General features: G+C 32.4%; 28 protein-coding genes and 4 pseudogenes. 24 read left to right on the top strand and 8 right to left on the bottom strand.

Going from position 1 to position 26498, the window contains the following annotated elements:
• Positions 1-7: 7 nt before the first annotated feature.
• The 3 genes from MHH45_RS03790 to MHH45_RS03780 all read left to right on the top strand — a co-directional run bounded on the left by MHH45_RS03790 (position 8) and on the right by MHH45_RS03780 (position 1692).
• On the top strand, positions 8-355 hold the full coding sequence (locus tag MHH45_RS03790; protein WP_016114939.1) for a hypothetical protein: 348 nt from the start codon (positions 8-10) through the stop codon (positions 353-355).
• Positions 356-367: 12 nt separating this feature from the next.
• Complete coding sequence (locus MHH45_RS03785) at positions 368-1246, top strand: SDR family oxidoreductase (protein ID WP_016114940.1); 879 nt, start codon at positions 368-370, stop codon at positions 1244-1246.
• A 209-nt stretch (positions 1247-1455) separates the two neighbouring features.
• Positions 1456-1692 carry a DUF3947 family protein gene (locus MHH45_RS03780; protein WP_077294816.1) on the top strand — a complete coding sequence of 79 codons (237 nt, stop codon included), beginning with the start codon at positions 1456-1458 and terminating at the stop codon, positions 1690-1692.
• Positions 1693-1718: 26 nt separating this feature from the next.
• On the opposite strand, the gene MHH45_RS03775 is transcribed toward MHH45_RS03780, so the two are convergent.
• Positions 1719-1934: a spore germination protein gene (locus MHH45_RS03775; RefSeq protein WP_003197853.1), complete on the bottom strand. Its 216-nt coding sequence runs from the start codon at positions 1932-1934 to the stop codon at positions 1719-1721.
• 321 nt (positions 1935-2255) lie between these two features.
• Here MHH45_RS03775 and MHH45_RS03770 point away from each other — a divergent pair, with 321 nt between their 5' ends.
• The 3 genes from MHH45_RS03770 (at position 2256) to MHH45_RS03760 (ending at position 4441) form a co-directional block, all read left to right on the top strand.
• On the top strand, positions 2256-2708 hold the full coding sequence (locus MHH45_RS03770) for a CHRD domain-containing protein (protein ID WP_016114942.1): 453 nt from the start codon (positions 2256-2258) through the stop codon (positions 2706-2708).
• Positions 2709-3080: 372 nt separating this feature from the next.
• Positions 3081-3635 carry an undecaprenyl-diphosphatase gene (locus MHH45_RS03765; RefSeq protein WP_016132824.1) on the top strand — a complete coding sequence of 185 codons (555 nt, stop codon included), beginning with the start codon at positions 3081-3083 and terminating at the stop codon, positions 3633-3635.
• A gap of 302 nt (positions 3636-3937) precedes the next feature.
• A complete protein-coding gene (locus MHH45_RS03760; protein WP_016132825.1) occupies positions 3938-4441 on the top strand; it encodes a DUF421 domain-containing protein in 504 nt (167 codons plus the stop codon).
• Here the strand turns inward: MHH45_RS03760 and pdxR are convergent.
• Complete coding sequence (gene pdxR / locus MHH45_RS03755) at positions 4438-5904, bottom strand: MocR-like pyridoxine biosynthesis transcription factor PdxR (RefSeq protein ID WP_088093704.1); 1467 nt, start codon at positions 5902-5904, stop codon at positions 4438-4440. The genes MHH45_RS03760 and pdxR overlap by 4 nt on opposite strands.
• Before the next feature lie 148 nt (positions 5905-6052).
• On the opposite strand from pdxR, the gene MHH45_RS03750 reads away from it, so the two are divergent.
• Positions 6053-6970 carry a DMT family transporter gene (locus MHH45_RS03750; RefSeq protein WP_088093703.1) on the top strand — a complete coding sequence of 306 codons (918 nt, stop codon included), beginning with the start codon at positions 6053-6055 and terminating at the stop codon, positions 6968-6970.
• A 494-nt stretch (positions 6971-7464) separates the two neighbouring features.
• On the opposite strand, the gene secY is transcribed toward MHH45_RS03750, so the two are convergent.
• Entirely contained in the window at positions 7465-8769 is a 1305-nt protein-coding gene (gene secY / locus MHH45_RS03745; RefSeq protein WP_016114948.1) for a preprotein translocase subunit SecY, read from the bottom strand.
• Positions 8770-9424: 655 nt separating this feature from the next.
• Here secY and MHH45_RS03740 point away from each other — a divergent pair.
• From MHH45_RS03740 to MHH45_RS03690, 12 genes and pseudogenes are all read left to right on the top strand, one after another.
• Positions 9425-10216: an arylamine N-acetyltransferase family protein gene (locus MHH45_RS03740; RefSeq protein ID WP_077294810.1), complete on the top strand. Its 792-nt coding sequence runs from the start codon at positions 9425-9427 to the stop codon at positions 10214-10216.
• A 192-nt stretch (positions 10217-10408) separates the two neighbouring features.
• Positions 10409-11059 (top strand): YdeI/OmpD-associated family protein, encoded by a 651-nt coding sequence (locus MHH45_RS03735; protein WP_088093702.1) that lies wholly within the window; start codon positions 10409-10411, stop codon positions 11057-11059.
• A gap of 326 nt (positions 11060-11385) precedes the next feature.
• Entirely contained in the window at positions 11386-12501 is a 1116-nt protein-coding gene (locus MHH45_RS03730) for an NAD(P)/FAD-dependent oxidoreductase (RefSeq protein ID WP_016114951.1), read from the top strand.
• Positions 12502-12690: 189 nt separating this feature from the next.
• Entirely contained in the window at positions 12691-13254 is a 564-nt protein-coding gene (locus tag MHH45_RS03725; protein WP_016131417.1) for a GNAT family N-acetyltransferase, read from the top strand.
• A gap of 126 nt (positions 13255-13380) precedes the next feature.
• On the top strand, positions 13381-13755 hold the full coding sequence (locus MHH45_RS03720) for a nucleotide excision repair endonuclease (protein ID WP_006094986.1): 375 nt from the start codon (positions 13381-13383) through the stop codon (positions 13753-13755).
• Between the two features lie 173 nt (positions 13756-13928).
• Complete coding sequence (locus tag MHH45_RS03715) at positions 13929-14552, top strand: DUF4352 domain-containing protein (protein WP_016114953.1); 624 nt, start codon at positions 13929-13931, stop codon at positions 14550-14552.
• A 142-nt stretch (positions 14553-14694) separates the two neighbouring features.
• The gene (locus MHH45_RS03710) at positions 14695-15474 is read left to right on the top strand and encodes an undecaprenyl-diphosphate phosphatase (RefSeq protein WP_016114954.1); all 780 of its coding nucleotides are present in this window, start codon (positions 14695-14697) and stop codon (positions 15472-15474) included.
• A gap of 137 nt (positions 15475-15611) precedes the next feature.
• A pseudogene (locus MHH45_RS27990) lies at positions 15612-15764 on the top strand (glutamate synthase); the annotation flags it as partial.
• Positions 15764-15919 (top strand): annotated as a pseudogene (locus MHH45_RS27985) (glutamate synthase); the annotation flags it as partial. The pseudogenes MHH45_RS27990 and MHH45_RS27985, both read left to right, overlap by 1 nt.
• 81 nt (positions 15920-16000) lie before the next feature.
• On the top strand, positions 16001-16522 hold the full coding sequence (locus tag MHH45_RS03700) for a GNAT family N-acetyltransferase (protein ID WP_016114955.1): 522 nt from the start codon (positions 16001-16003) through the stop codon (positions 16520-16522).
• Positions 16523-16554: 32 nt separating this feature from the next.
• Positions 16555-17076, top strand: coding sequence for a YfiT family bacillithiol transferase (locus MHH45_RS03695; RefSeq protein ID WP_088093701.1), 522 nt, complete (start codon positions 16555-16557; stop codon positions 17074-17076).
• Positions 17016-17555, top strand: a complete 540-nt coding sequence (locus MHH45_RS03690) for a GNAT family N-acetyltransferase (protein ID WP_170927920.1) — start codon at positions 17016-17018, stop codon at positions 17553-17555. Before MHH45_RS03695 ends, MHH45_RS03690 begins: the two co-directional genes overlap by 61 nt.
• A gap of 176 nt (positions 17556-17731) precedes the next feature.
• Here the strand turns inward: MHH45_RS03690 and MHH45_RS03685 are convergent, their stop codons facing one another.
• On the bottom strand, positions 17732-18109 hold the full coding sequence (locus MHH45_RS03685; RefSeq protein ID WP_077294798.1) for a PH domain-containing protein: 378 nt from the start codon (positions 18107-18109) through the stop codon (positions 17732-17734).
• 191 nt (positions 18110-18300) lie between these two features.
• On the opposite strand from MHH45_RS03685, the gene MHH45_RS03680 reads away from it, so the two are divergent.
• The 4 genes and pseudogenes from MHH45_RS03680 to MHH45_RS03665 all read left to right on the top strand — a co-directional run bounded on the left by MHH45_RS03680 (position 18301) and on the right by MHH45_RS03665 (position 21772).
• Positions 18301-19152 (top strand): patatin-like phospholipase family protein, encoded by an 852-nt coding sequence (locus MHH45_RS03680; RefSeq protein WP_016114959.1) that lies wholly within the window; start codon positions 18301-18303, stop codon positions 19150-19152.
• A gap of 204 nt (positions 19153-19356) precedes the next feature.
• The gene (locus tag MHH45_RS03675; protein ID WP_016114960.1) at positions 19357-20520 is read left to right on the top strand and encodes an alpha/beta hydrolase; all 1164 of its coding nucleotides are present in this window, start codon (positions 19357-19359) and stop codon (positions 20518-20520) included.
• A gap of 50 nt (positions 20521-20570) precedes the next feature.
• Positions 20571-20978, top strand: a complete 408-nt coding sequence (locus MHH45_RS03670; protein ID WP_016114961.1) for a DnaJ family domain-containing protein — start codon at positions 20571-20573, stop codon at positions 20976-20978.
• Positions 20979-21080: 102 nt separating this feature from the next.
• Positions 21081-21772 (top strand): annotated as a pseudogene (locus MHH45_RS03665) (YwqG family protein).
• 895 nt (positions 21773-22667) lie between these two features.
• Here MHH45_RS03665 and MHH45_RS03660 read toward each other — a convergent pair.
• Positions 22668-23444, bottom strand: coding sequence for a helix-turn-helix domain-containing protein (locus MHH45_RS03660; RefSeq protein ID WP_088093700.1), 777 nt, complete (start codon positions 23442-23444; stop codon positions 22668-22670).
• Positions 23445-23870: 426 nt separating this feature from the next.
• Here MHH45_RS03660 and MHH45_RS03655 point away from each other — a divergent pair.
• Positions 23871-24290 (top strand): annotated as a pseudogene (locus tag MHH45_RS03655) (erythromycin esterase family protein); the annotation flags it as partial.
• 150 nt (positions 24291-24440) lie between these two features.
• Here the strand turns inward: MHH45_RS03655 and MHH45_RS03650 are convergent.
• The 3 genes from MHH45_RS03650 to MHH45_RS03640 form a co-directional block, all read right to left on the bottom strand.
• Positions 24441-25145, bottom strand: a complete 705-nt coding sequence (locus MHH45_RS03650) for a hypothetical protein (RefSeq protein ID WP_016114966.1) — start codon at positions 25143-25145, stop codon at positions 24441-24443.
• Between the two features lie 123 nt (positions 25146-25268).
• Positions 25269-25727, bottom strand: coding sequence for a hypothetical protein (locus MHH45_RS03645; protein ID WP_016114967.1), 459 nt, complete (start codon positions 25725-25727; stop codon positions 25269-25271).
• A gap of 183 nt (positions 25728-25910) precedes the next feature.
• Positions 25911-26348: an NUDIX hydrolase gene (locus MHH45_RS03640; RefSeq protein ID WP_016114968.1), complete on the bottom strand. Its 438-nt coding sequence runs from the start codon at positions 26346-26348 to the stop codon at positions 25911-25913.
• Positions 26349-26498 lie beyond the last annotated feature (150 nt).

Below are 26498 nucleotides of genomic sequence, written 5' to 3'. Positions count from 1 at the left end.
GTTTATTATGAAGAAAAACATAATAGCCTTGTTGATATGTATTGTCGTAGGAACCGGAGTGATAGTAATGGTTATGTATAATAAAGGAAGTGAAAATTGTAAAGGGGTTGCTATTCATATAAAGTCAGTTATTGTAGATGGCAACAACCTTTCTATATCGAATGTTAAAGTTTATGCAGACTCAATCGTAAATGAAGAACTTGCTATTTCAAATTCACAAGGTGAGTTCGAATTTTACACTGGTGTTTGTGGTAAGATTACGCTACAATTTGTTACTCCGGATGAGGAAATATATACAAAAAAGTATGATAGAGAGCATGTGCCTAAATTAATTAGACTGGAAAATAAACATTAAGGAGAATTTTATATGAAACCATTACAAGGAAAAGTCGCAGTTGTAGCTGGTGCGACACGCGGTGCTGGAAGAGGTATTGCAATGATGCTTGGTGAAGCGGGAGCAACTGTGTACGTAACGGGAAGAAGCACAAACGGGAATTTATCATCAATGGGACGAACAGAAACGATTGAAGAAACAGCAGAGCTTGTTACAAAACAAGGAGGAAGAGGGATTGCTGTTCGTGTAGATCATACAGTAGAAGCTGATATTAAAGCGCTATTTAATAGAGTTCAAGAAGAACAAAACGGAAAACTTGATATTTTAGTAAATGATGTTTGGGGTGGCGATCCGCTTACTGAATGGGAAAAACCGTTTTGGGAACACGACTTACATAACGGATTACTCATGCAACAACGTGCTGTCCATTCGCATATGATGACAAGTTATTATGGTGTACCGCTTATGGTGAAAAAGAAGAAAGGGCTTGTCATTGAAATTACAGACGGTGTCGATTATCAGTACCGTGGAAACCTATATTATAGTTTAGCAAAAATCTCAACCATCCATTTGGCAGAAGCAATGGCGAAAGATTTAGAGGAACATCATATTACTGCTGTTGCGGTAAGCCCTGGATTTCTCCGTTCGGAAGCAATGTTAGATTTATTTGGTATAACAGAAGAAAATTGGCAAGAAGGTGCAAAGAAAGATCCACACTTTATCGCATCTGAAACACCTTTCTTTATTGGTAGGGCAATCGCTGCTTTAGCAAGTGATTCGAACGTTCATAATAAAACAGGAAAAGCCCTTAGTTCTTGGGGATTAGCGAGAGAATATGGATTTAAAGATATTGATGGAAGACAACCTGATTGGGGAAAATATTTTGAAGAGAATGTTTTAAAAGGACAATGAGTATTGTATAAAATGAAATGAAGACTAAGAACCATGTATATATCGGTTCTTAGTCTTCATTTTCGTTTTTATAAATATTTTTGCTGCATCTTCATTCCTTCTAACGGTGGACAAAAGGCTGTTAAATATTGTTACGTTTTAGAACTTTTTAAAACCCATATCCATAATATATAAAACAGTGTGTAGATGATTATATAAGAGGGAGTTGAATGAATATGAATGTTCCATATTTTAATAATGAAATTCGAGTTCCTGCTGTAACATATACTGCAGCACAAGGTACACTTCAATCTGTTCAGCAGGCATTACAAGCACAGGTACAAACAATGCAGATGCAAGGTATGCATTTTGACTATCCGTCTGTACAATATTATTACCCTACATATATTACTCAGAATGGGATATATTTTTCAACAATTCCAATTGGTGCTGTGTACAATTTATAAAACTGATTTTATTACTCTTAATAAAATTAAACTGTACCAACTTGATTTTGATCTGCAACATCAGAATCAAATGTATTCGTTGCACTCACACCGTTAAAGGTATTAGTTACAAAAGCAACATTAGATGATCCTGAACCATTATAGGCTTTTGTATTCTCTTTCGGAGAAACATTATAGAAATCACCTAAGTTAAAAGAACCGTTACTATTTTGAACAACAAGATTTCCGACAACAGAGGGCATAGTCTTCACCTACTTTATTAGATTAGGGATTGTTAAAGTCACTATATGATTTATTTTTGTAAAAGTGCAGCTTAGCATAAAGCGAATTTGAGCGGAAGAGAAATGTATCGTATGAACCAAAGACATCATTGAACAAAAAAATGCATAGATTTGTGGAATTGAGATGGGCTCTTTTTTATTAATATTTCGTGCTACTTTGATAAATGCATTAAGAAAAAACATTGATAAGATTCCATTAACCCAAGAAAATGTATTTATCGTTGTGCATCTAAAAGCGATAAATCTATTTATAGTAAAAACGTGCAAGCTGTTTTCTATCAAATGAATAAAATACATTATTTAATGAATAGGGAAGTGAACTATACTTTGTCTAAATGTTTTTTAACTAGATTAACAGGGCGAGAAGAAGTGCCTCTTGTAAAAACAGATGCTTGCGGTTTAGTACTATTTAGATTTAATAATGATTTTACAGGACTTCGATTTAAATTGGTGCTTAATGATATAGAAATATTGACTGCTGCTCACATTCATCTAGGGATGCGAGGTGAAAATGGTCAGATTGTCGCATTTCTTTTTGGACCAGTAACGAGTGGTATTAGTGTCAATAGAGGAGTGGTAACGGGAATAATTGTAGAAAGTGATCTTACTGGTCCTTTACAAGGTATTTCCTTGTTAGACCTAGCAAGAAAGATGGAAATCGGCAATTCGTATGTAAACGCTCATACAGAAAACCACCCAAACGGAGAAATTCGAGGGCAAATAAAAAGGTTTTAATCTTTCTTAACTGTATATAGTCTGTTCTTACAGGTTATAATTCCATATTTTTATTACTTATAAGTATGATGACAAAACCTTTAGCCATAATTATGACTAAAGGTTTTTGTTGTGGGGAAATTTATATAGAACCAATAATTTTTAGGGAGGTAAAGTTCATGGAAGATAATAAAAAATCAATTCTCGCTTTTATAGTGTTATTTCTAGGTTTAGGGTTCATTGTTGGAGGGATGGTTTATAGTTTGTGGGGACCATTTTAAATTCATTGGTGAACAATTGCCACCCAGGCAATTCAGTCATAAACTGTTTTCCATTTTTTTGTTAGTTAATGGACTTTATATATCATTTCTGAAATGAAGGAGAACATCTGCAATGAATTATATGCTGTTTAAAGCGATTAATCGTCTTGCTGGACGAGGTACTACTATGGATGCGATAATGGTTTTTCTTTCACAGAAGACGCGTTATCTATACCTTTGTATATTAATATTTATGTGGTTTAGAAACAATTTCTACAAAAAAAATATTTTGTATGCAGGAATTTCAGCAGGAGTTACTTTATTTATAAACCGTATCATCCAACTTTTTTATTTTAAACCTCGTCCTTTTATTTTCCATCGAATTCGTTTGCTTATCCCATCAAAGAGTAATTCCTCATTTCCAAGTAAACATACTGCCTTAGCTTTTTCTGTAGCGACTTCCGTTTTACTTCGTGAACGTTTAATTGGCTCTATTATGTGGTTATTAGCAGTTTTGACGGGTTTTTCACGTATTTGGGTAGGACATCATTATCCATTTGACATAATCGGGAGTGCTGTTATAGGTAGTCTAACAAGTGTGATTATTGATAAGAATACATATACATTTCAATCTCTTATTACTTGGATTATAAATATATATTCATCGTTCACAAAATTATTTAAATGAAAAAAGAGACAAATCCCCTATGTCATTCTTGGGAATTGTACCAAATAAAAAGAGAACATCCGCTTTTTTGTTTTATGGAGTAGAGCAAGAGGAGGCACAAATTGAAAATCTCTTTTGGAAGTTCAAAAAATCTAGTAGAGGGATGAGGAGAAATAAGAATTGACTAGGATAACTAAAAACAAGTACATGCTAGGGAGTACTGGTATATACTTGTTTTTAGTTTTTATGTACCAAGTGAACAATAAAGGATTTGATTAATGGTAATGCTATTCATAAATTACCATTAAAGGAATGGATTGTTGATGAATATTTTTTTTGAAAGCATAATTCTAATTGTTACTGGCATCCTCGTTTTAAAATTAACCGGAAGCAAATCAGTTAGTCAGATGACAAGAGCTGAGATTATTATTGTTGCTTCCATTGGGCGTATTATTGTAGAGCCGGTATTGAGTAGCAAAGTAGGTTCGTCTATCCTTGCTGCTTGTATATTTTCAGGTGTTTTACTTATTATTCATTATTTAGAAATGAAATCACGAAAGATGGAACAATTTTTAAATGGTAATAGCATCATTATTATTCAAAGTGGGAAGATATTACAAAATAATTTAAGACGTGCAAAAATGACAGAACAGCAACTGCTGATGTATTTAAGAGAACAAGGAATTCATGATATTAAAATATTACAACAAGCAACAGTAGAACCAAATGGCCGCGTTGGTTATCAACTAACAGCTGGAGCGCAGCCGGTTACTTGTGAAATGTTAGAAAAGATATTGCACCAATACAACCTGAAAAAAAATAGTTAATATGGAGATATATTAACTATTTTTTGTTGTTTTAGGGAATTTAGCAATACGTTATGAAATCTTTTTAATCCAATCAACATGTCTTTTTCATTTAACATAGAATAACTAATTCGTAAATAGTTATATTTTGATTCATGATTCAAAAAACAAGCCGTTCCTGGTAAAAAAGAAACGTTCGCTTCATTCGCTTTTTTAAGTAACATAAAAGCATTGATTGAATCTGGAAGTGTAATCCATAAATTAAAACCACCTAGAGGTTTTTGAAAATGAATTTCCTCTGTTAGAGAAGTTAATATTTCTAGTGTTGTATCGCGTCTTATTTGTAATGCGGTGCGTAATTTTTCTAAATGATTTTTCATTCTTTCTGTTCGTAAAAATGGAAGAAGCGCTTTTTGTGTTAGTAACGGACTTCCTATATCCATCGAAGCTTTCACAGCATATAACCATTCAAAAATAGGTCCTTCTACAGCTAATGCTGCAATACGAAGGCCTGGCGCTAATGTTTTACTGAATCCTTTTAAATATATAACGTGACCATTTGTATCAAAGGTTTTAAGTGGAGGTGGAATTATAACTTCATCAAAATATATTTCCCCAAAAGAATCATCTTCAATTATAAAAAAATGATACAGTTCTGCTAGTTCTACAAGTTCATTTCTCCTTTGGCTACTCATTATAGTACCTGTAGGGTTTTGAAAAGTAGGATTCACATATACTAAAACGGGTCTCTGTTTTTGACAAACTTCATCAATTAAATCAGAGCGAATTCCTTGTTCATCAAGCTCAATTGGTATGATTTTAACCCCTTTGTTTATAAACACATCAATTGCTGCACCGTAGCACGGGCTCTCTATTATAACTGTATCACCTGGTTGTAATAATGTTTGAGCGATTAAATCAATTCCTTGCTGGGCGCCACTTGTAATTAATAAATTAGAAGGATTTACAGCTAGTCTTTGATAATCTTTTAAGTATCTTGCAATTTCTATTCGAAGCTCTTCATCTCCTTGAACTGGTCCATAAGTTGCTAATATCATTTGATCTTTGTCTATTATTTTTTGCATTTCATCCGAAAGAAATGGATTAGGTAAAAGACGAGGATAAAGAATGGCCTGTGAAAAATCATAATATTTCCTATGTTGATTCATTACATATTGAGATCGCATGACATTGATTGATTTCGTATGTTGCCAATCATACGGCGTAGGCTGATGCTTCCGATGTTCATGTTTATGTATATACACACCTTTTCCTTGTTTAATTTGTACATAACCTTTTGTTTCCAGCTGTTTATAGGCTTTACGAACGGTTAATATACTTATTTTTAAATCATCTGCTATAGTACGTAAAGAAGGTAAGGAATCACCATGTAATAACATTCCACTTTGAACCCGCTCAACAACTTGCATATAAATTTGTTGATAGAATGGTATATTAGACTCTTTGCGTAGTACAATTTTCATGATCTCACCTGAGTTTCTTTTTAATTTAATTAAATCTAAAAACATATGTAGGAGCAACTATAGATTTATCCAACTGTTATATACGTTGATATACTGTTATACACTGTTTCCTCTATACTCATCTTAAAAATCAAAAGGAGGAAACATAATGGTCATTTTTAATTATATTTTAATATGTATGATTTTCGGCACAACATTTTTAACGATAAAAATTGGGATTGAAGCGGGGACACCACCATTATTCTCGGCGGGAATCCGTTTCTTTTTAGCAGGTGTTATTCTAATCATCATATTTACCTTAAAACGGAAAAGTATTATACCATACCTACTTTCAAAGCGAATTATATATGCTGGTTTTTGTTTAACCTTTATGACATTTGCAACATTATATTGGGCTGAACAGTATATTTCTTCGGGTTTAGCAGCTGTTCTTTCTGCAACAGGGCCAATGATGATTTTGTTATTACAATCGAAGAGAAATAAAACAAAACTACAACGGGAGCAATTTCTCGCTCTAATCATAGCGCTTATTGGAGTTGTTTGTATCTCCTTACCAGGGATGCACCAACAACTCACTTTTATATGGAGTATAGCCTGCTTTGTCATATTAGTCGGCGAATTATTTTATGGCATAGGTTCCATCCATTCAAAAGAAATACTTTCAGATCTGCCAAAAGTATCGCCGTTTCTCATTAACGGAATCCAAATGTTTTACGGTGGACTTTTTCTTCTGATTAGTTCTATTTTTATAGAACAGCCAAATCTCGATATATTAACATCTTGGAGTGTACAATGGCCCATTCTATATCTCATCTTTGTAGGGTCAATTGGTGGGCATGGTTTATATTATTGGCTCTTGTCAAAGACCAATCCAGTATTCCCATCAACTTGGCTGTATGTATCTCCATTAATTGCTGTTATTACAGGATATGTATTTTTAGGGGAACCAATTAATCCAGTAATGGGAATCGGAGCGAGTTTCATCTTGATTGGTGTATTTTTAGCAAATCGCTCTACACTTGAAGTGTACTTTAAACAGGGGAGATTATTGAAAAAAGAAATGTAACATGATTGTATTTTAGTTGTGAAATAGAAGAATAAGAATATTTTATAGAAACTGTTTGGATTTTATCACTTACTTGATTCATGATTCTTCACCAATCCTTTCTTGATCACTAAAGTCTTCTTTTACCCGTTTTTATTCTCCCTTTTTTCCTAATCATCTCATTTGAGAGAAGGGGTGGTTGAGAACTTTATATGTGTATTCTATTTTTGTAAGGTTTACATTATGTAACAATGTCGAAATTCAACATATATACGAATCTTAAAAATCCGAAAGGAATTTTTGAATTTATAAACAATTTTGATTGGATTTTATTCTAAGATATGTGACCTGTAACATCAGAGAATGAAATGTTTTCATTAATCTTTCTTTAAAAGAAAACAAAGTCTTTCTGATAACTCAATATTTAAATTAAACTATTTTATAAAGCAACATGAAAAACCCTCTCGAAAATAAAACGAGAGGGTTCTATTATGCCTAATTTGTATGTAAAAATATTAGTTTACTTTCTTTATAAACCCTTTATAGTGACGCTTCACAAGCTGGCTTTCTAGTGTTTTCATTGTTTCTAACGCTACCCCTACAATGATGAGTAAACTTGTACCACCAATTTGAGCAGAAGGTGGTAAAGTAGCCACTTTCGTAAATACAATTGGTAAAATTGAAATAGCACCTAAGAAAATCGCACCAATAAACGTTAAGCGATACAAAATTTTTGTTACATATTGCTCTGTAGATTTGCCTGGTCGAATACCTGGAACATAGCCATTTTGCTTTTTCAAGTTTTCGGCCATTTGTTCAGGATTTACTTGAACAAATGCATAGAAGTATGTGAAAGCAATAATGAGTCCAACGTAAAGGATCATTCCAACTGGATGTGTAAAGTCCAGATTTGTACTTAACCATTTAGATATATCAGAGTTAGGGAATAACTGCGCAATGGTCCGTGGCGTCATTAGAAATGCAGAAGCAAAGATTACCGGGATTACACCCGCACTGTTTACTTTAAGCGGTAAATGTGTATTTTTTGCACCTTGATATTGATTATTTCCTGAAACAGCTTTTGCATATTGAATAGGTATTTTACGAACTGCTTGTTGGATATAAATAACGCCGACAACGATTGCTAAAATAACTAATCCAATCAATACGATTTTGATAATATGCATAAACAGTTGATCTCCAGCATTTTGGAATTGCTGTAAATAAATTTGATTTACGACGTTTGGAATGGCTGCAACAAGTCCTGCGAATATAAGCATTGAAATTCCGTTACCTACGCCGTTTGCAGTAATTTGTTCACCTAACCAAAGTAAAAATGCAGTACCGGCAGTTAGCACTGTAGCAATAAATAAATATGTAGTCCAGTTAGGATTTGAAATCAATTGTCCGCCTGCTATATTGTTAAAGCCAATAGACATTCCAATGGCTTGAATAAATGCGAGTATGATTGTAAAGTATCGGGTAAACTGAGCTGATTTTTTGCGGCCCATTTCCCCTTGCTTTGCCCACTCTGTAAATTTAGGTACAACATCCATCTGTAACAATTGTACAATAATGGAGGCTGTAATATATGGTGTGATGCCTACAGCAAAGATTGAGAAGTGTTGTAAGGCTCCTCCGCCAAATACATTAAGCATACCTAAAACATTGGCTTGATCTTGTACTTTTAATACCTCTGCGTTAGTATGAGGAACTGGTATAAACGTGCCAATTCGAAAAACAATTAACATCGCAAGTGTAAAAAAGATTTTCCTTCTTATCTCAGCTACTCTCATAAAGTTTGAAATCGTACGAAACATCGTGTCGCCTCCTGTATTTTTTAGCAGTTATCTAAAAAGAAAACTGTTTTTTTATATCCTGATGAACGAACTACAAGCCTCCTTCCGTGTAGAATTCATTTGACAAATGGATTTTCATACATTTTGTAGTGTTGTTATGGATATAAAAAATACAAACGTTTTTATAAGCGATAGATTTATTTTCGTAATCATTCAATAACCATAATATAACTAATAAATAAAAAAATGTACATAGATACGCATGAAAAATGAATGAAAAGGGTAATTCTTTACATTGTTATATGAAGAGTTGATTACATAAGTTTGTAATTGTTATTATGTATAAGTAGAGAATTATCTACAATTGATAGCAGTCAAGTTGTGGCTGCAGCGTGGGATTAAGTGTTAATAGGAAGTGTGTTTACTCCAAGTGATATTCATACACCTTTATGGTTATGGGATCAGTATTTCCGGACCTTGTTGTTCAAAACACATTAAAATAAAATGAAAAAGAAGTAGATGCTGGTGTTTTAAACATCGGTATCTACTTATTTTTGTTAAAAATTAGGAATTTTGTACCGGTACAGTTATTGTAAATGAACATTGTTGATGCTCTTCATAGCTTTTAAAATTAGCATATAATACATTCACTCTAAATATTGAAGGGGTGCTTTATATGACAGAGTTACAAGATCAGTTTTTTTCAAGGTTAAACCTAAAGAAACAACAGACTGTGAGATTTGAGGAATTGAACAAAATAATTAGCGCAATTGCGTATGAAATTCCGTTTGAGAATTTAGATATCGTAACAGGTAATACGAAAGAGATTTCTAAAGAGAATTTACAAAAGAAAATACTAATGAGTTCACGAGGTGGGCTTTGCTATGAAATGAATTCTATTCTATATTACTTATTAAAAGATTGTGGATTCGATGTGAAGTTAGCATTAGGCACAGTTTATAAAAGTGATTTAAATGTATGGGCTCTTGAAGGAGGCCATATTACAATCATTTTAAATTATGATTCAGTATCGTATTTAGCTGATATAGGAATTGCTTCACTTGTACCTCTCACACTTGTACCGTTTACTGGTGAGATTGTTACTTCAAAAAATGGCGAATATCGTGTTAGGAGAAAAGATACAGATAAAGGAACTTATATTTTAGAAAGACGAGACACTCATTCGTGGCATGACCCACACGAAAAGATAGAATGGAAAGTATGTCATGCTTTTCGTACGGATCCTATTGATGAAACAACTTTAAATGAAGTTCAAAGAAAAGTCATAGAAGATGAGAATTCTAGTTTTAATAAAGGGCCGATTGCAGTAAAACTTACGCATTCTGGATATGTCTCTTTGACGAAAGATAGTTTGACTCAAGTAATGAATGGCCAAAAAAGTAAAAGTGTAATTACAGAGAATCACTATAGGAAGCTCTTACATGATATATTTAACATTGAAATGTAAACCTTACCTTTGCATTCAAAATAGAAATAGTATGATCCTTAATGTAAAAGCGTCATGATAAATAAATGAAAAACCAAACTATTTATTTGAAAAACGAATTAAATAAATGGCTTGGTTTGCACAGCAAGGTCATTCTCTTTTATAGTAATATAGGTACGATAAAAGTAACAATGAATAAAAAAGGAGTCTACTATGTCAGTTATCGATAAATTGAACCTTAGTAAATATAGTAATATGGTAGTGATTAATCAACCAAACGATTATGCCCTCTTTACTGAACAAGCAATTAAGTTATCTAAAAATCATGATGCTATTTTCATTTTTGTAGAAACAATTGATGAGATGGTGAAGCACACACAACTTATTCTTAATAAACAACTATTACTCGAAAAAGGTTATTTATTTTTTGCTTATCCAAAAAAAGGTAACAATCGTTATGAAACTTTTATTCACAGAGATGAAATATTCCCAGCAATGAACGTTGGAGAAGATGGATATGTAGATAATAGTGATATCAAATTCGCACGGATGGTAAGTATGGATGATGTCTTTACCGTTGTTGGTTTGAAACGCGAAAAAAAGAAAGTCAAGAAAACATCTACTGCTAGTCAATGTGTTTCTGATTATGTAGAGAATATTAAAGATGTAGAAGCATTATTAGCTAATCACCCAAATGAACTTCAGTTTTATCAAGGTTTAACACCAGGATATCAAAAAGATTGGGCACGCCACATATTCTCAGCAAAACAGCAACAGACACGTGAAAAGCGTGCTCAGCAAATGGTTGAAATTCTTTCACAAGGTTATAAATCAATTGATTTATTCCGCAGAAAGAAGAAATAAAGAAGGTTTAATAGTAAAACTAGGCGTTTCAAAAAGAGTGGAACTTATTTAAACTGTAGCGATAGGTACCGTACGTCTAATTTTAAGATGTAAAACATATTCTTGACCTCATCAAGAATATGTTTTTTTATGAACTTCAGTTTTCGATATCAAAATACATAATGATGACACAATTAATAGAATGAAAAAGTTGAAAAAAGATCTCCTTCAAGTATACTGAATATGGTTCAAGGTTTATGAGGGTTGTTTTTTACAGTACAGATAATGTGTAAGCCCTTCGTACATTAAGTAGAATATAAAAGAACGAATAAGAAAAGGTGTTTGAAATGAAATCGTATATTGTAGTTGGATCTGGAATTTTAGGGGCGTCTACTGCTTATCATCTTGCTAAGGCGGGAGCTCATGTTACATTAGTTGATCGCCAGGATTTAGGACAAGCAACGGATGCAGCGGCAGGAATTGTATGTCCTTGGCTTTCGCAGCGACGTAATCAGGCTTGGTATAAAATTGCAAAAGGCGGGGCGCATTATTATACTTCTTTAATTCAGCAATTAGAAGAAGATGGCGAAACGGATACTGGTTATAAACGTGTAGGAGCTATTAGCTTGCATACGGATGATAAAAAATTAGATCAAATGGAAGAGCGAGCGTATAAACGACGTGAGGATGCTCCGGAAATTGGAGAAATTACTCGTTTATCACCAGATGAGACGAAAAGTTTATTTCCAGCGCTATCAGAGGAATATGGCGCAGTACATATAAGCGGTGCTGCTCGAGTAAATGGACGAGCACTTCGTCAATCCCTTGTAAATGCTGCGAAAAAACATGGTGCTATCTTTATAAAAGGAGATGCCGTTTTAATTCATGAAAATAATCTTGTTAAAGGTATTCATGTAAATGGTGAAACATTAATGGCAGATCAAGTAATTGTCACTGCAGGAGCGTGGGCAAATGAATTGTTACAACCACTGGGGGTTAACTTTCTTGTGACCTTCCAAAAAGCACAAATTGTTCATTTACATATGCCAAATACAAATACTGAAAACTGGCCAGTTGTTATGCCGCCAAACGATCAGTATATATTAACTTTTGAAGATGGCCGTGTAGTTGTAGGAGCAACACATGAAAATGATACTGGCCTTGATTATCGTGTTACAGCCGGTGGTTTACATGAAGTCTTTGATAAAGCATTGTCAGTGGCTCCAGGGTTAGAAAATAGTACAATGCTTGAAACAAGAGTTGGTTTTAGACCATTCACACCAGGTTTTCTCCCAGTCATTGGTCCGTTACCTAATTTTGAAGGGATCCTTGTTGCGAACGGTCTAGGTGCTTCTGGATTAACAGCAGGTCCATACTTAGGTTCTGAACTTGCGAAACTTGCTCTTGACCAACCGATAGAATTGGATTTAAGTCATTATGATGTAGCTGGTGCACTTGAATAGTGATTAGATCTAGAAACAAAAAAAGATTAGGAATAGCTACCTAATCTTTTTTTGTTTCTTTTGATATTTGCAGAGGGAATTTTGAGCATTTTGGAGAAAAGCTATATTGATTGTAAATTTGAAATAGATAGCATGAAAATTATAAATCAATTACACATACAATTTTAGAGGATTAAGGGGGTGTCTTAAGTGTATAACGTTGAAATAAGAAGACCAATCATTGGTGATTATGAAGAGTTAAATCAATTGTTTCATACAGTCATTATAGACACGTTTGCTAGAGAAGGTTTATCGGAGTTGGTTGATGATATAGAAAATGAAATTGAAAATAAAAAGAAGTACTTGAAATGTGACTTTGATAGCGATGGGAAAAATCGATATTTTTTGATCGCTGTAGACAAACATTGTAATAAAATTATCGGCACAATTGAATTTGGGCCATCTAGTAAACTAATTAATAATTGCACAGATGGCGCATTAAAAGACTTATATGAGATAGGGACTGTATTTGTACTCCCGAATTACCAAAGACGCGGCATAGGTAATTTGCTTTTAAATGCGATTTTTCTTACCTTATTGGATAAAGGAATAAAAGAATTCTGTTTGGATAGTGGATATACCAATGCACAGGAAATATGGAAGAAAAAATTTGGAGAGCCTAACTTTTTGTTAAAGGATTATTGGGGCGAGGCGTATGATCATATGATTTGGAGAAAATGCATAAATGATATACCTATAATATTTAGTAGATAATGAAATGTGTTTTAGCAAATCGATTGTATAAATTTAATTAAATTACATTTATAATCAACACGCATAGCTTTTCTTACATACTTATGCTATTATTTACCTTTACTATAAAAGAGGACGTGAAGTAACTTGATTAAAATTGATTTACCTGCAGTTGATGTTTCTATAACAGAAAGAAAACAAGTAATAAAAGGAGATGAACCAAGAATCACTCCGATTCATGGATTTATTGATTTCCACTTGTTCCCAAGAGACAAAGGTGGCATTTTTATGTTTTATAACATTAATGACGAGCTTCTCTTTGTTGGGAAAGCACGTAAAATAAGACAGCGTATTAAAAAGCATTTTGAAGACAATGTTTCACCAATTCAAGCACATCGCGATGAAGTATATCGTATTGATGTATGTATTGTAGAAGATCCAATGGAAAGAGAAATTTACGAAACATACATCATTAATGAACTTCAAGCGAAGTATAATGTTGATAAAGTTTTTTATAAATAAAATAAGAACCATTTAAAACATGATCTTAGTGCTATATTAAGGTCATGTTTTTTTATATCTAATAAATTTGAGCTTCTTTGATTATTCGACAAAATATAACAATGCAAAAAATTGTTTTTTTGCTATGATAAGTAGGAATTTTATATATTGTGTTTATCAGGGGATAAAAAGGGATGTTGAAAAAATTTACTACATGTATTTTGGGTGGCGCTTTAGTATTTAATTTATCTGGCTGTGGAAGTACCTCTGACAAAACTTCTTCTGAATCTAAAGAAACCACTTCTAAGCAAGAAGAAAAGAATGTGAAAACAAACGATATAACGAAAGGGAATACAGATTCGAAAAAAACGGAACAAACAAAAGAAAAGACAAAAATAAAAGAAAAAGAGTATTCATTAAACAAAACTTTTAATACGCCAAAATTTGATGTAACTGTGAAAAAGGTTGTAGAAAGAGATAAAGTGGGTAAAGAAAGCATAGGGATTCAAGAAGCTGACAATGGGAATGTCTTTATTGTTATAGAGATTGAAGGGAAAAATATAACAAACGAACCGATGAAATTAGCGGTTTTGCCATCTGTTGATTTAGTGGATGAAAATGATAATGCTTACGAAATGAATGTGTGGGCAGCTAGTAGTTATGCAGTTGAAAAAGGCGTAACCCCTATTAGTAATATGGAATTAAAACCTGGGGATATAAAGAAAGAAAAGAGAGTTTATGTGATTAATAAAGAAAAGTTTGATACAGGTAAATGGTATGTTCTTGTTAATCATGAACATAAAGAACAAATTAAATAAAGTTTATGTTAAGAGGGTATATACCCTCTTTTTTTGTTGTTTGGGAAAGTTCTTAAATCTTGAATTCCTTTTCCTTTCTTTTCTTTCATAACAGGTAAAAATAAACATATACTGGTACAAGCAAACAAGAAAGGAGACAATCATGAACTGGTTAGAAGCTTTTATATTAGGAATTATTCAGGGATTAACGGAATTTTTACCTATAAGCAGTACAGGGCACTTATATTTAGGAAGACATTTATTTCATTTAGATGAAGCTGGGCTTTTTTTAGACACGATGCTGCATATTGGTACCCTGCTAGCAGTGTTTATTTATTATAAAAAAGAGTTTATCTATTTAATTAAAAACCCATTTTCGAAACTTACATTTTTACTCATTGTTGGAACAATCCCAGCAGTTATAATTGGCTTATTATTTAAAGATTTCTTTGAAGAGATTTCAAAAACGGGTGTAACAATCGGATGGGAGTTTTTAGTGACAGGTTTGTTTTTATATATGGCAGAGAAACAAAAAAATGGACGTAAGAAAATGGATGACATTACATATCAAGATGCTTTTATTATTGGTTCGTTTCAAGCGTTTGCTATTTTCCCAGCAATCTCTCGTTCTGGTATGACGATTGTCGCAGCACTTTGGAGAAAATTAGATCGTGAAACAGCTGCATATTTTTCGTTTTTGTTATCTACTCCCGCTATTGTTGGAGCAATCATTTTACAGTCTGTAGACGTATTTCAAGGGAAAGCTGAAAGTATTTCAAGTACATCGTTAATCGTTGGTACCTTATCTGCTGCATTTTTTGGATATATTGCAGTATCTTGGATGATTCAATATTTAAAGCAGCATTCTCTTAAAGTATTTGCCTATTACGTTTGGGCTCTAGGTATTATCATTTTAACTTTACAGTTCACTGGCGTATTTTAAGGAGAACGACATTGAAAAAATACAGTCATGCAATAATCTTATTTTATGCTGGGTCTTGCTGGTGAACATTATTAGATAAACCTAACAATGCTATTTTTAGCGGAATTACATGTTGATTCTTTGCTTAAATAGTACTTGTAATAGAAGAAAAAGTATGGATTCAATTATTTTACGCGACTAGGGTATTCCGTCTAAAAAAGAATGAATATCCTGATTGGTGTAATTTACTTATTTCTCCTAGCTTTCCTGAAAATCCTTATGGCGCCTTTATTCAAACCATTGAAGACAATGGTATACGAAAAAAATATACCAACTTTCCGCGAGTAATACAGACGTTTACATTCGTTTAGTTAGGGTCATGAACCTTATGCGTAATCCTCTACATCTTCTTCATCCTAAGGTATGGCTTGCTATTCTTACAACTCGAAAAAATAAAGGAGGTTAATCTCATTACAAGTAGTAGGAAATTAACTATTAAATGTCGAATCCATAATAGTTAATTGATAAAAAAAGGAATGAGTCATGAATGGAAATATACATAGAAAAATTAAAGAAACAAGATGCAGAAGAATTGTTTGCTTTTGAGTGTTATAACAGAACTTTTTTTGAAAAGATGGTACCGAGTCGTGGTGATGATTACTATGTTTATGAGACGTTTCAATCTAAACATGATGAATTGTTAAAGGAACAAAAAGAAGGCACGTCCTACTTTTATCTCATACGGAATATGGAAAAAACAATTGTAGGTCGAATAAACTTAGTAGACATAGAGAAAGATAGACAATTAGGATATCTTGGTTATCGTGTAGGAGAAAATTTTATCGGAAATGGAATTGCAACTAAGGCCGTCCAATTACTCCTAATTCAAGCAGCAGACCATCAAATTATCGAAATTCATGCAAAGACAACAAATAATAACATTGCTTCACAACTAGTATTAGAAAAAAGCGGCTTTTCACGTACCGCAATTGATAAAAAAAGTATAGAGTTAAATGGTCAAAAGATTAATTTCATTCATTACGTTTGGAAACATACTAAAGTATTATAAAAGAAATTTTAAAACAAAAGGGGAACAATACAATGCAGGACTTACGTTATCCAATTGGGAAGTTTACTTATGAAGGAAATATTACGGAGGAAATGGTAGAAAAGTGGATTCGAGAAATTGAAAATCTCCCTACAGAACTAACAAAAGCAATTAACGGTTTAGATAAAGAACAGCTAGATACACCTTATCGAAAGGGTGGATGGACAGTACGGCAAGTTGTTCATCATGTTGTCGATAGTCATATGAATAGTTATATTCGTTTTAAGTTAGCTCTTACAGAAAATAACCCGACAATTAAACCATATATGGAAGAGAAATGGGCAGAGCTCCCTGATTCAAAATTACCTGTAGATGTTTCCCTTGTATTATTAGATTCATTACATAAAAGGTGGGTAAATGTATTAAGTTCTTTAGAGCCGGCAGATCTTGAAAAAACTTTTAACCATCCGGAGTCAGGTGAAACAAAACTGGAAGTAGCAATCGGATTATATGCATGGCACGGTCGTCATCATACTGCACATATTACTTCTTTACGGGAACGATTAGGATGGTAAATGTTATGAAAATAACACTAGAAAGAGCAAGAAGTTTTGATGCGGAATATATTTTCAATATTCAAGTACAAGCATTTAAACCGTTATTAGAAAAATATAAGGACTATAAAACGAATCCTGCCAATGAAACGATTGATAAAGTAATTACAAGAATAAACAATCCTAATGGTGGATTTTATAAAATATTAGTTAATCATACTCTTGCGGGGGCTATTTGTGTATTTTGGAAAGAGAAGACGACACAATTCTGGATCAGTCCTATGTTTATTCTACCTAATTATCAAGGGAAAGGGGTGGCCCAGAAAGTACTTGTTTTAATAGAAAAACTGTTTCCACATGCAACTAGTTGGGAATTAGCTACAATTTTCGAAGAAGAACGTAATTGTTATCTGTATGAAAAAATGGGTTACACTAAGACGGGTTTAAAAAAGAAGTTGAATGATAATACAACACTTGTTTATTATAAGAAAATATTATAAAAATAGATTTTAAAAGGATAGATAAAACAGAGTATATCTGTATTATCTATCCTTTTATTTTGGTCCTATATAATACAATGTTGCGAAGTTTTTTGTATTTTTAAAACAAAACAATGCATGTTGTTCCAAAAAACACGGGGTTATAACTTTTGTTTTTGTATAAAAATGCAAAGGTGTTATTTTGTTGTATATTTTACTAACGCTTTTTGAACGCTTAAAATACTGTCGTCACTTTTAAATTCCTTTGTAATCGGTTCATGCATACTAGATACCCAAATTTTAAGTTCTGCATCTAAATCAAAATGACCTGCTGTTTCAATGCTAAATTGTGTAATGCTTTTATATGGAATAGAATGATATTCAGTTTTCTTACCAGTTACTCCTTGTTTATCTACTAAAATCATTCGTCGATTTGTAAATACAATTAAATCTCGAATCAATTTATACGCATACTCAACTTGTTCATCATCAAGCATAATCTTCTGTAAGTCACGCTCAACATTTTCTGTACTCGTATCAGATGCATTTCCGAAAATACCATTAAATAAACCCATATAAAATTCCTCCTTTATGATCTGTGGAATGAGTTTCTTTTATTGTATCATGTTATAGACTAAGAGATTCTTACAATGCAGCAAGAGCTTTTTTAAGCAAATGCAATGAATTTATTGATACTTCATCATAATATCTTGTGCTAAAATATAAGTGTTTAGAAAATCAAGAAACAAATATAGAGGGATTATAAATGAAAAATATCGGTTTAGTATTAGAAGGCGGAGGCATGAAAGGGTTATATACAGCAGGGGTACTTGAGTACTTTATGGAAAATGATTTGTTTTTCCCATATGTAGTTGGAGTATCGGCAGGAGCATGCATGGGCGCAACTTATTTATCGCGTCAAAAAGGAAGGAATAAAAAAGTAAATACAGAGTTAGTATCTGATCATCGTTATATATCTTATCGCAACTTAATACGAAAAAGAGAATTGTTTGGTATGGACTTTCTTTTTGATGAAGTGCCTAATAAAATTGTACCATTTGACTTTCAAACTTTTTTACATGCAAATGAGCAATTTGTAATCGGCACAACAGATTGCGAGACAGGACAAGCTGTTTATTATAATAAGCAAGAGCATGGGAATGATATATTGAAAATTATTCGCGCATCAAGTTCTGTACCATTTATTGCGCCAGCTGTGGACTATGATGGTAAAAAACTTTTAGATGGGGGAATCATTGATCCTATCCCTGTTCGAAAGGCACAAATAGATGGATTTCAAAAAAACATTGTTATTATGACAAAGCCAAAAGGATATGAGAAAAAGCGTAATAAGTTTTCACCAATGGCAAAATATTTATATAGACGATATCCGAAAGTCTCTCAGCTTTTAGTAGATCATTATCGGTTTTATAATGAGAGCATTTCATACATGTTTTCAGATGAACAAAAAGAAAATTTTTTTGTAATTCAACCAAGCATGCAGCTTCCTGTTAGTGGGATTGAAAGAAATAAGGACAAGCTTGTTAATTTATATAATCTTGGGTATCAGGATGCAAAGAATCAGTATGAGCAGTTATTAGAATGGATAGAGAAATAATAACTATAGGGGTGAACAGTGGATACTAGGAAACAGCACGTAAATTATCATTTTACTACCTTGATAAATAAGAATGTAAACACACAGACTATATTGTTTGTGTGTTTTTGTTCATAAAATATACAACATTAGTACCCTGTTTATATAGGAATTTATTTACAAAAAAAGAAGTACTAATATACTGCGGTGGAGGAGGGAAAAGGAATGAAGTCAATACTAAGCCCCAAAATAACAGAGCTTACAGATCAATTAAGCAATGGAGATACACAAGTTTTTCATACCTTTTTAGATGAACTCAAAGCAAATGAGACGCCACTTATAGAAACTTGTCCAATGAATAATCAGTATCATCTTATTACTTACATATGGCTAGGCGATAAAGACACAGAAAATGTTTATGTATTTGGTAGTTATCCTGGTTGGGATCTTCATTCTAATCGACTAGAACGGCTTTCAGACACGAATTTATGGTACAAAACATTTAGAACGAACAAAAGGTTTATTTCTACCTATCATTTTTCAGTTAATGATTATTTTGAACAAAATTGGATAACACGTAGTGAACAGTATCAATTAGATCCATTTAACAGTCATATATTCGGAGAAGGAACAGATAGAGCAGCTGTTTTAGAAATAGGAATGGAAATGCAGTACGATAAAAGATTCCCTAAAAATTATAATCCTCATGGGAAAATTGAAACATATTCTTTTTACAGTTCTGTTTTAGGCAATACACGAAAGATATATATTTACACACCTCATGATTATTCTCTTACATCAAGCCTTCAAAATCTTATCATCACATTTGATGGAAACGCATTTATGCAAAATCTTTCAGCACCAGCAACACTCGATCATCTCATTCATAAACAAGAAATACCTTCGTGTATTGTTGTTGGAATTGAGCACGTAGATCGATTAAATGAGCTTACTTATAACGACAAGATGAATGCATTTTTAATAGAAGAGCTACTTCCTTGGATTCAAACAAAATATCATGTATATAAGGATCCGGCGCATGCAACAATTGCTGGTTTAAGTTTAGGTGGTCTAGCGGCGTTTTATGCAGCACTTCAGAATCCTCATGTTTTCGGAAATGTGCTGTCATTGTCAGGTTCTGTACATTGGAAAAAGGACGGGTATGAAGAAAAACTTCCTTGGATGGAGAAACAATTTTTATCAATTAGTAATACGCTGAGATTACGTATGTATATGGCAGCTGGAACTCTTGAGAACGAACCGCTTTTACAAGCCAATAGGAGCCTATATAAGACACTTAGAGAAAAAAATACCAAATCACCTATAGTGAGTTTCAAGGCGGTCACGACGAGATTTGGTGGTGAGAGCAACTTGCTGAGGGTTTATTAGCATTAAATAATTCAAGATCGTTATCTTAAAAAGAAATGAGGAGGTAAAATATGAATCAAAAGGATTTAGATAAAGAGTTAAAAAAACAAGAGATTTTAGTAAAGGATGAGAAAGTTTGGGATTTTACGTATGAAGATCATATTAGTTCTATCGTTAAGCGGGCAGAAAAATCGGGAGCTTTTGATGACCTACCTGGCAAGGGGAAACCACTTAATATTGATAAAAGCCTTTCGTATAATCCTGAAAAACAACTTTATAAAACATTGAAAGATAATCATGTTTTACCTAGGTGGATTGAGCTTTCGAAAGAAATTGATTATTTAAAGGAAAAGCTGAAAGAGATTACAGATTCTAATGAAGCAACAAAGCTAGTTCGGACTATTAATAAAAAAGTTTTGGAACATAACTTATTGTGCCCAGCATCTGCACAAAAAATGAGAGTGAAAACGGATTTTTAGTATTTTTCAATAAGCCTATTTCTTGTTATGTAATTAAAATAGGCTTATTTCATATATTATGTAAGGGAGGAGTAGAGGGTGACAAATACATACCATTTATAAATACCGAGGCAGCTAGAACAGTATAGAGGCATTCTGGAAGAAAGCGCAAAACCCTATATAAAAATTACAGGAGAACTAGGTGAAACAATTTTATTTGAAAGTAAATTTGTTGGGTATCCGTATGTACCTATTCATCATGAGCATCCAAAGGATTCGAATGGACAGCCTATGATGTTACTTGCGCAGTTGAATTTTAGAGAGATTCCGCATATTGAATTTGTACCAAAGAGCAGAATTAACGCAAGATGAAACTCAAATTGTGACGGATTTTAGCTACTTAAATGCTATTGATTCAGAGAATTTTATTGTGCCTAGAGCAGCAAAGTTAAGGTTTGAAGCAGGTTATCAACCTGTACACTAGGAGATTATCGATTTGAAGAGTTTTTTAGAGATGCAATTCATTTAGAAGAAATCGATGACGATAGCGTAGAATGGAATTTCATAGATTGTACAATAAACACTTTGAAAGCCAAGGGCATAAAAGTGGAGGATATCCATTCTTTAAACAAACAGATCCAAGGGAATGGGAAGAAACCTATCAAGAACATAACATCTTATGGCTACAAATCGATACAGATGATTCTCTAGGAATTATGTGGGGAGATTGCGGCATCGCTAACTTTTTTGTACGGAAAGAAGATCTACTAAACCTAAACTTTTCAAATGTACTTTATAATTGGGATTGCTGTTAAGTCTAAAAACACCTTTAATATAGCGAAAAATAGGGAAGAGGGGTTGAAGTATTTCGCTATATCTGTGTGAATTACCGGTTATAGCAAGAATCTTAGTGTGAAATCACAATTTTAAAATTTATGTACGTAGTTACATGAATAGAAAGTAAATATAATTTACAAAAAGAAATATAAACTAATATAAAAAATTATTCCTAAAAAATAGGGATAATTTTTATAGGAATAGTATCGGTTATGTTAACTAAGATAAAAAGTACAACGTAGTAAACAAATTGCATAGATAAACTCTAAATTTAACTATATTAAGAAAATAAGATGTAATTATAAGGAAATGTATAATAGATGATGAAAAACTTAAATATGCACACGAAAACAATGTAATAACAAAAAGAATTTTTTAACGAATTACGTAATAAATTTATGTTCATCAATGTTTTTGTATGTTGTAAACTCAGCAAAACTTTTATTCTAAAAATGCTGTAGAGAAATTTAATCGTAAATTTACTATAAAATCTATAAAAATTTAAATAAGCAATATGTAATGCGGATTTCATAAAAAATATCCGTTTCATCTCATTATGTATAGTATACTTGTATTTAGAGACAGGAAAACACTTCTTTTGTATAACTACCTATAATATATATTATGTCTACTAGATAAAATTCATAAACTTACTTTTAGTCGGTTGTTTTCCCCCTTCTGTTTGGCGACACAAACTTGGGGACTTTTAATATATATGAACATTTAGTTAGTTTTAAAGCGGCTCACTGTGGTCCATTTTTTTGAATTCGGTTTAGAAATTGTGTTTATGAAATGGATAACTTAGTCATAAACACAAAAATCAGTACATATGATTTTGGGATATGTACTGATCAAGCTTTTCTTACTATGTTCTTAAAAACTATTTTTTAGTTGAAAAACCTCATATTTTCGTTGTAAAAATAATTCTTTATCTGTGTAAATCCATTCCGAAAATTTTTTAATCGTATTTTTACCACTTAGATATATACGATATTGTTTTTCTTTATTAACGAACTTCGGTTGGTAGTTGTACTCCACAAGAATTTGTTTTAAAGAACTCATAAAGTTATATGAACCACCAACAAAGCTTACGAAATATCTTTGAGGATTTACGTGACCATCTCCATCAAAATATCCCCTAATAAAATGATGCAGATACTCTTTTGGAACAAATGGAAATTGTACGTCGTATGATTTACAAGGCATGATTCCATGTAAGTTTATTAGATCATTTTTCATGATTTTGCTATTTAAATTTAACATATAAACACCAGTGTTTTTGTTTTTATATAATGGTTGGTTTGAATTGAGTTTTATTTTTATATCTTCTAAAATCGCTGATTCTTTTTGAGAAATACTTACAGTTTGGTTATCTTTTGTAATGACACCATCTGCAATGAAAAACCCTAAAATATATGCCATATTATTAGACCAACGCTTAAAGTAATCTTCATTTAAGTTATATTTTCTTTTCCAGCTGCCTCTTGCTCTTTTTTCAACGTTGTTATCCGTTAGGACGATCCGAACATACCTAGCGGAAACATTAGCTAATTTTGCAATGTTTGATGTGCTCTCTCCTTCTAAATAAAGCTTAATCATTTCTGCTTTTTCCAGTGTGCATTTAGACTTCTTTTTACTCCTTTCAATCATTTTAATTAATCCCCCTTTCAAAGATATAACTTAAGTGTGTACTGTCTTCTATATCATATAAAAGAACGAACGTTCTGTCTGTTTTATCTATCGAAATTGAAGATAATATTTTTATTCGCTATAAACCCCGTATCCTCCCTTCTTTTTGCTACTATCTACTCTGCCTACATTGCACATACATTTTGCTCTATTTTTGTAGCTGCTATGGAGCGTATTTCCTAGAGCGTTCTTCTGACAGTTCTTGTTAAATTATAAAATTTATAGAATTTTATAATTTAACAGAATTATTCTTCATTTTCACTTACCTTATATAAAACCTATCCTATAATATGAATATATGAATCTAATTACACCTATTCTTTTTAGATAACTCATAGATGATTAGATTTATGTGATAAAGTTTATAAAAAACCAAGAGGTATATGTGTGTTTTCGAAATGGAAAAAAGGATTAGTAACTACTTTATTTGCATTAACAACGTTTTCGACTGTAGCATCTGCTGAAGAACTGCCTGCAGATCAACAAAAATGGAAAAAATGGGTTAGTGAACATGCAGTTGAATTACAAGAACCAACTGCTAGTTCTAATGAGGATTTGTCATTTTTAAAGCAAACCTTACAAGATAAACGTATTGTCTTACTAGGTGAGTCTACTCATGGTTCAACCGAAATGAATCAATCAAAGGTTCGGATGATTAAATATTTACATGAAGAAATGGGATATGACGTGATTGCGTTTGAATCAGGCTTTGCAGAAGCGAACGCTGTGTATCAAAATATTGATGATTTAACAGCTGAACAAGCTATGAAAAAAGCTATTTCTGGAGTATGGCATACAGAGCATCTATTGTATAAAAATCTAATCCATCTCTAACCATCCGAACATCTCTTTCTAAAGCTGCCAAATGGTGCGCTGCTGGATGACAATCGGTCATTTTATAATGATGATTTACGTTTTGATTACCACTCGAAGGACTTTTTTATTTTTATGTTAGTTTCATTTATTTTCTGTAAATAGCTTGTTGAACAATGAGTAAGGAACCGTTTTTTTAATTAACAATTCGTAAACTTCAGCACCAACATCATGTAGAGTTACATAAGCAAAGAAATCTTCTGTTGTATCCAACAACGAAAATGTATTTTTAAGTCTATTTATTACATTGATTCCTATTAAAACTAGCTGCTCTTCAAAAAACGATTTATGAAATGCTATCTTTCTTTCAACATCAAGTATTGGATGCTCCGTATTTATACAATAGTATGCGTTTGTGATTTCTTCTAATTGTGGAGTGATTAATTCATTGAAAAAGGTAAACGGAAATGATGAATCATGGTACCGAACACCATATAAGCTATTAAGCTCTTCTTCTGATTCATCAGAATACCATTTATCAACTATCTTTCGGTATGCATGTTCTGTATTTATTGATATACCGCAATAGCCTCCCTCAGTATCAACATACAATGCGAGTACAAACACATCTTTATTATTTTCGGAATGAGAAAATTTTTCTATGACTTTAGAACAGGCCTCAAAAAATAAATCCTCAACATATCTAAAATCCGCTAACAATATATCTTTTTCATTTGATATATCTTCAAAATATTCAATGGTTTTTTCAGGAGTATAAGCAACAAAACCTTTTTGATTTGACTTCCAATCTCCATTAATTACTCGCTTAAGTAGCTCGGTATAATCCATCGTTGTAATCCCCTTTTTCATTTGTTTTTACGTATTATTTGTTTGTAATAGCGGCAAGGAAATATGAAAGACGTTTCTAATTTTGATGTTTGTTATCATCTGATAATGCAAAGCAACCATTACTTATATAATCGTATAGTCATCAAAATATTGATCGATACTTTGTAGTTTTTCTATTTTAAAATTTGTAATGGCAAAAGAACTCTCATGTAAATGTAACTTTTCATCTAAGGTAATAATGTTGCCGTCTGTATCAATCAATATGAACGAATAAACACCCTCTATAGTAGCTGTTACTTTTCCTAACGCTTTTTTATCCAACCATATAGATAATCCTGCAAACAAAGAAGCAGTAACAAACATTTTATTATCTATTAATTCAATTTTAATATAGTCTGGACTGTCAATATCAAATAGCTCAACGTAATTACATTCCGAATTCCCGTATTCTTTTGTAAAATAATCAATGAAACTACTAATAAACATTTCTTTGTTATTCAAGTTTTCTAGTATTTCTCCGCTTTCATTTAGTATAAGTTCCTCAAGTTTTTCGCTTGAAAGTATTTCGTTGTATATTTGCATAGTTATTTCTCCTAAGCCCCTATTATTTCTGTGCATAATAATTTAAAAGCTAACGATTTGTTTTTTAATAAACCTTTTTCATCCATGTATTGAATCAATTACTCTAATTTCTTTTCATGGGATATTCTTGGTTATCAAGTATCTTTCTTCTCATATTTGTTTCAACTTAAAATATTAGCTTTATTATTTGTGAATAATTGTCCCATTAAAAATATACGGTACAGTTTCTTTTCTTTGCAATAGACCTTTTACATGTTTGGGAAGTCGTAAATATGTTTCGGCGGTTTGTAACTCCATCCATTTAATTTCCTCGATTTCTCCGGGCCTTGATATATGTATTTCTCCACCTGTAATTTTCCCTACAAAGTTAATAAAAATAACTTGTTGCCCTTTTTCTTCAAAAAACGCTTCACTTATTGAGAAAATCCCATCTACCTCTATATCTAATCCTGTCTCTTCTTTTACTTCGCGAATTGCTGCTTCTTCTAACGTTTCATCAAACTCGACTGCACCGCCCGGTAAAGTAAAATAAGAAGCATTTGAACCTGTATTTTTAACCATTAATACTTTTTCTTGAAACGTATCATAAAGTAGTACGTACGTTACAGTTACTTTTTTCATAGGAACCTCCTTAGTAGATCTCTAGTATACAGTTCTCTATAAAGCGATGTATCCCCTTGTTAGTAAATTTTAAATATTATTATATGGAATATTAAGGATATCTTTGTTTTTATTTAAAGATATAATAGTAAGAAAAAACAAAGATTGTGG

Origin of the sequence: Bacillus sp. FSL K6-0042, assembly GCF_038006685.1 — a bacterium.
GTDB classification, from domain to species: Bacteria; Bacillota; Bacilli; order Bacillales; family Bacillaceae_G; genus Bacillus_A; species Bacillus_A pseudomycoides.
Note: the sequence above shows the minus strand (reverse complement) of the source record. Positions and strands in the feature narration are given on the sequence as shown.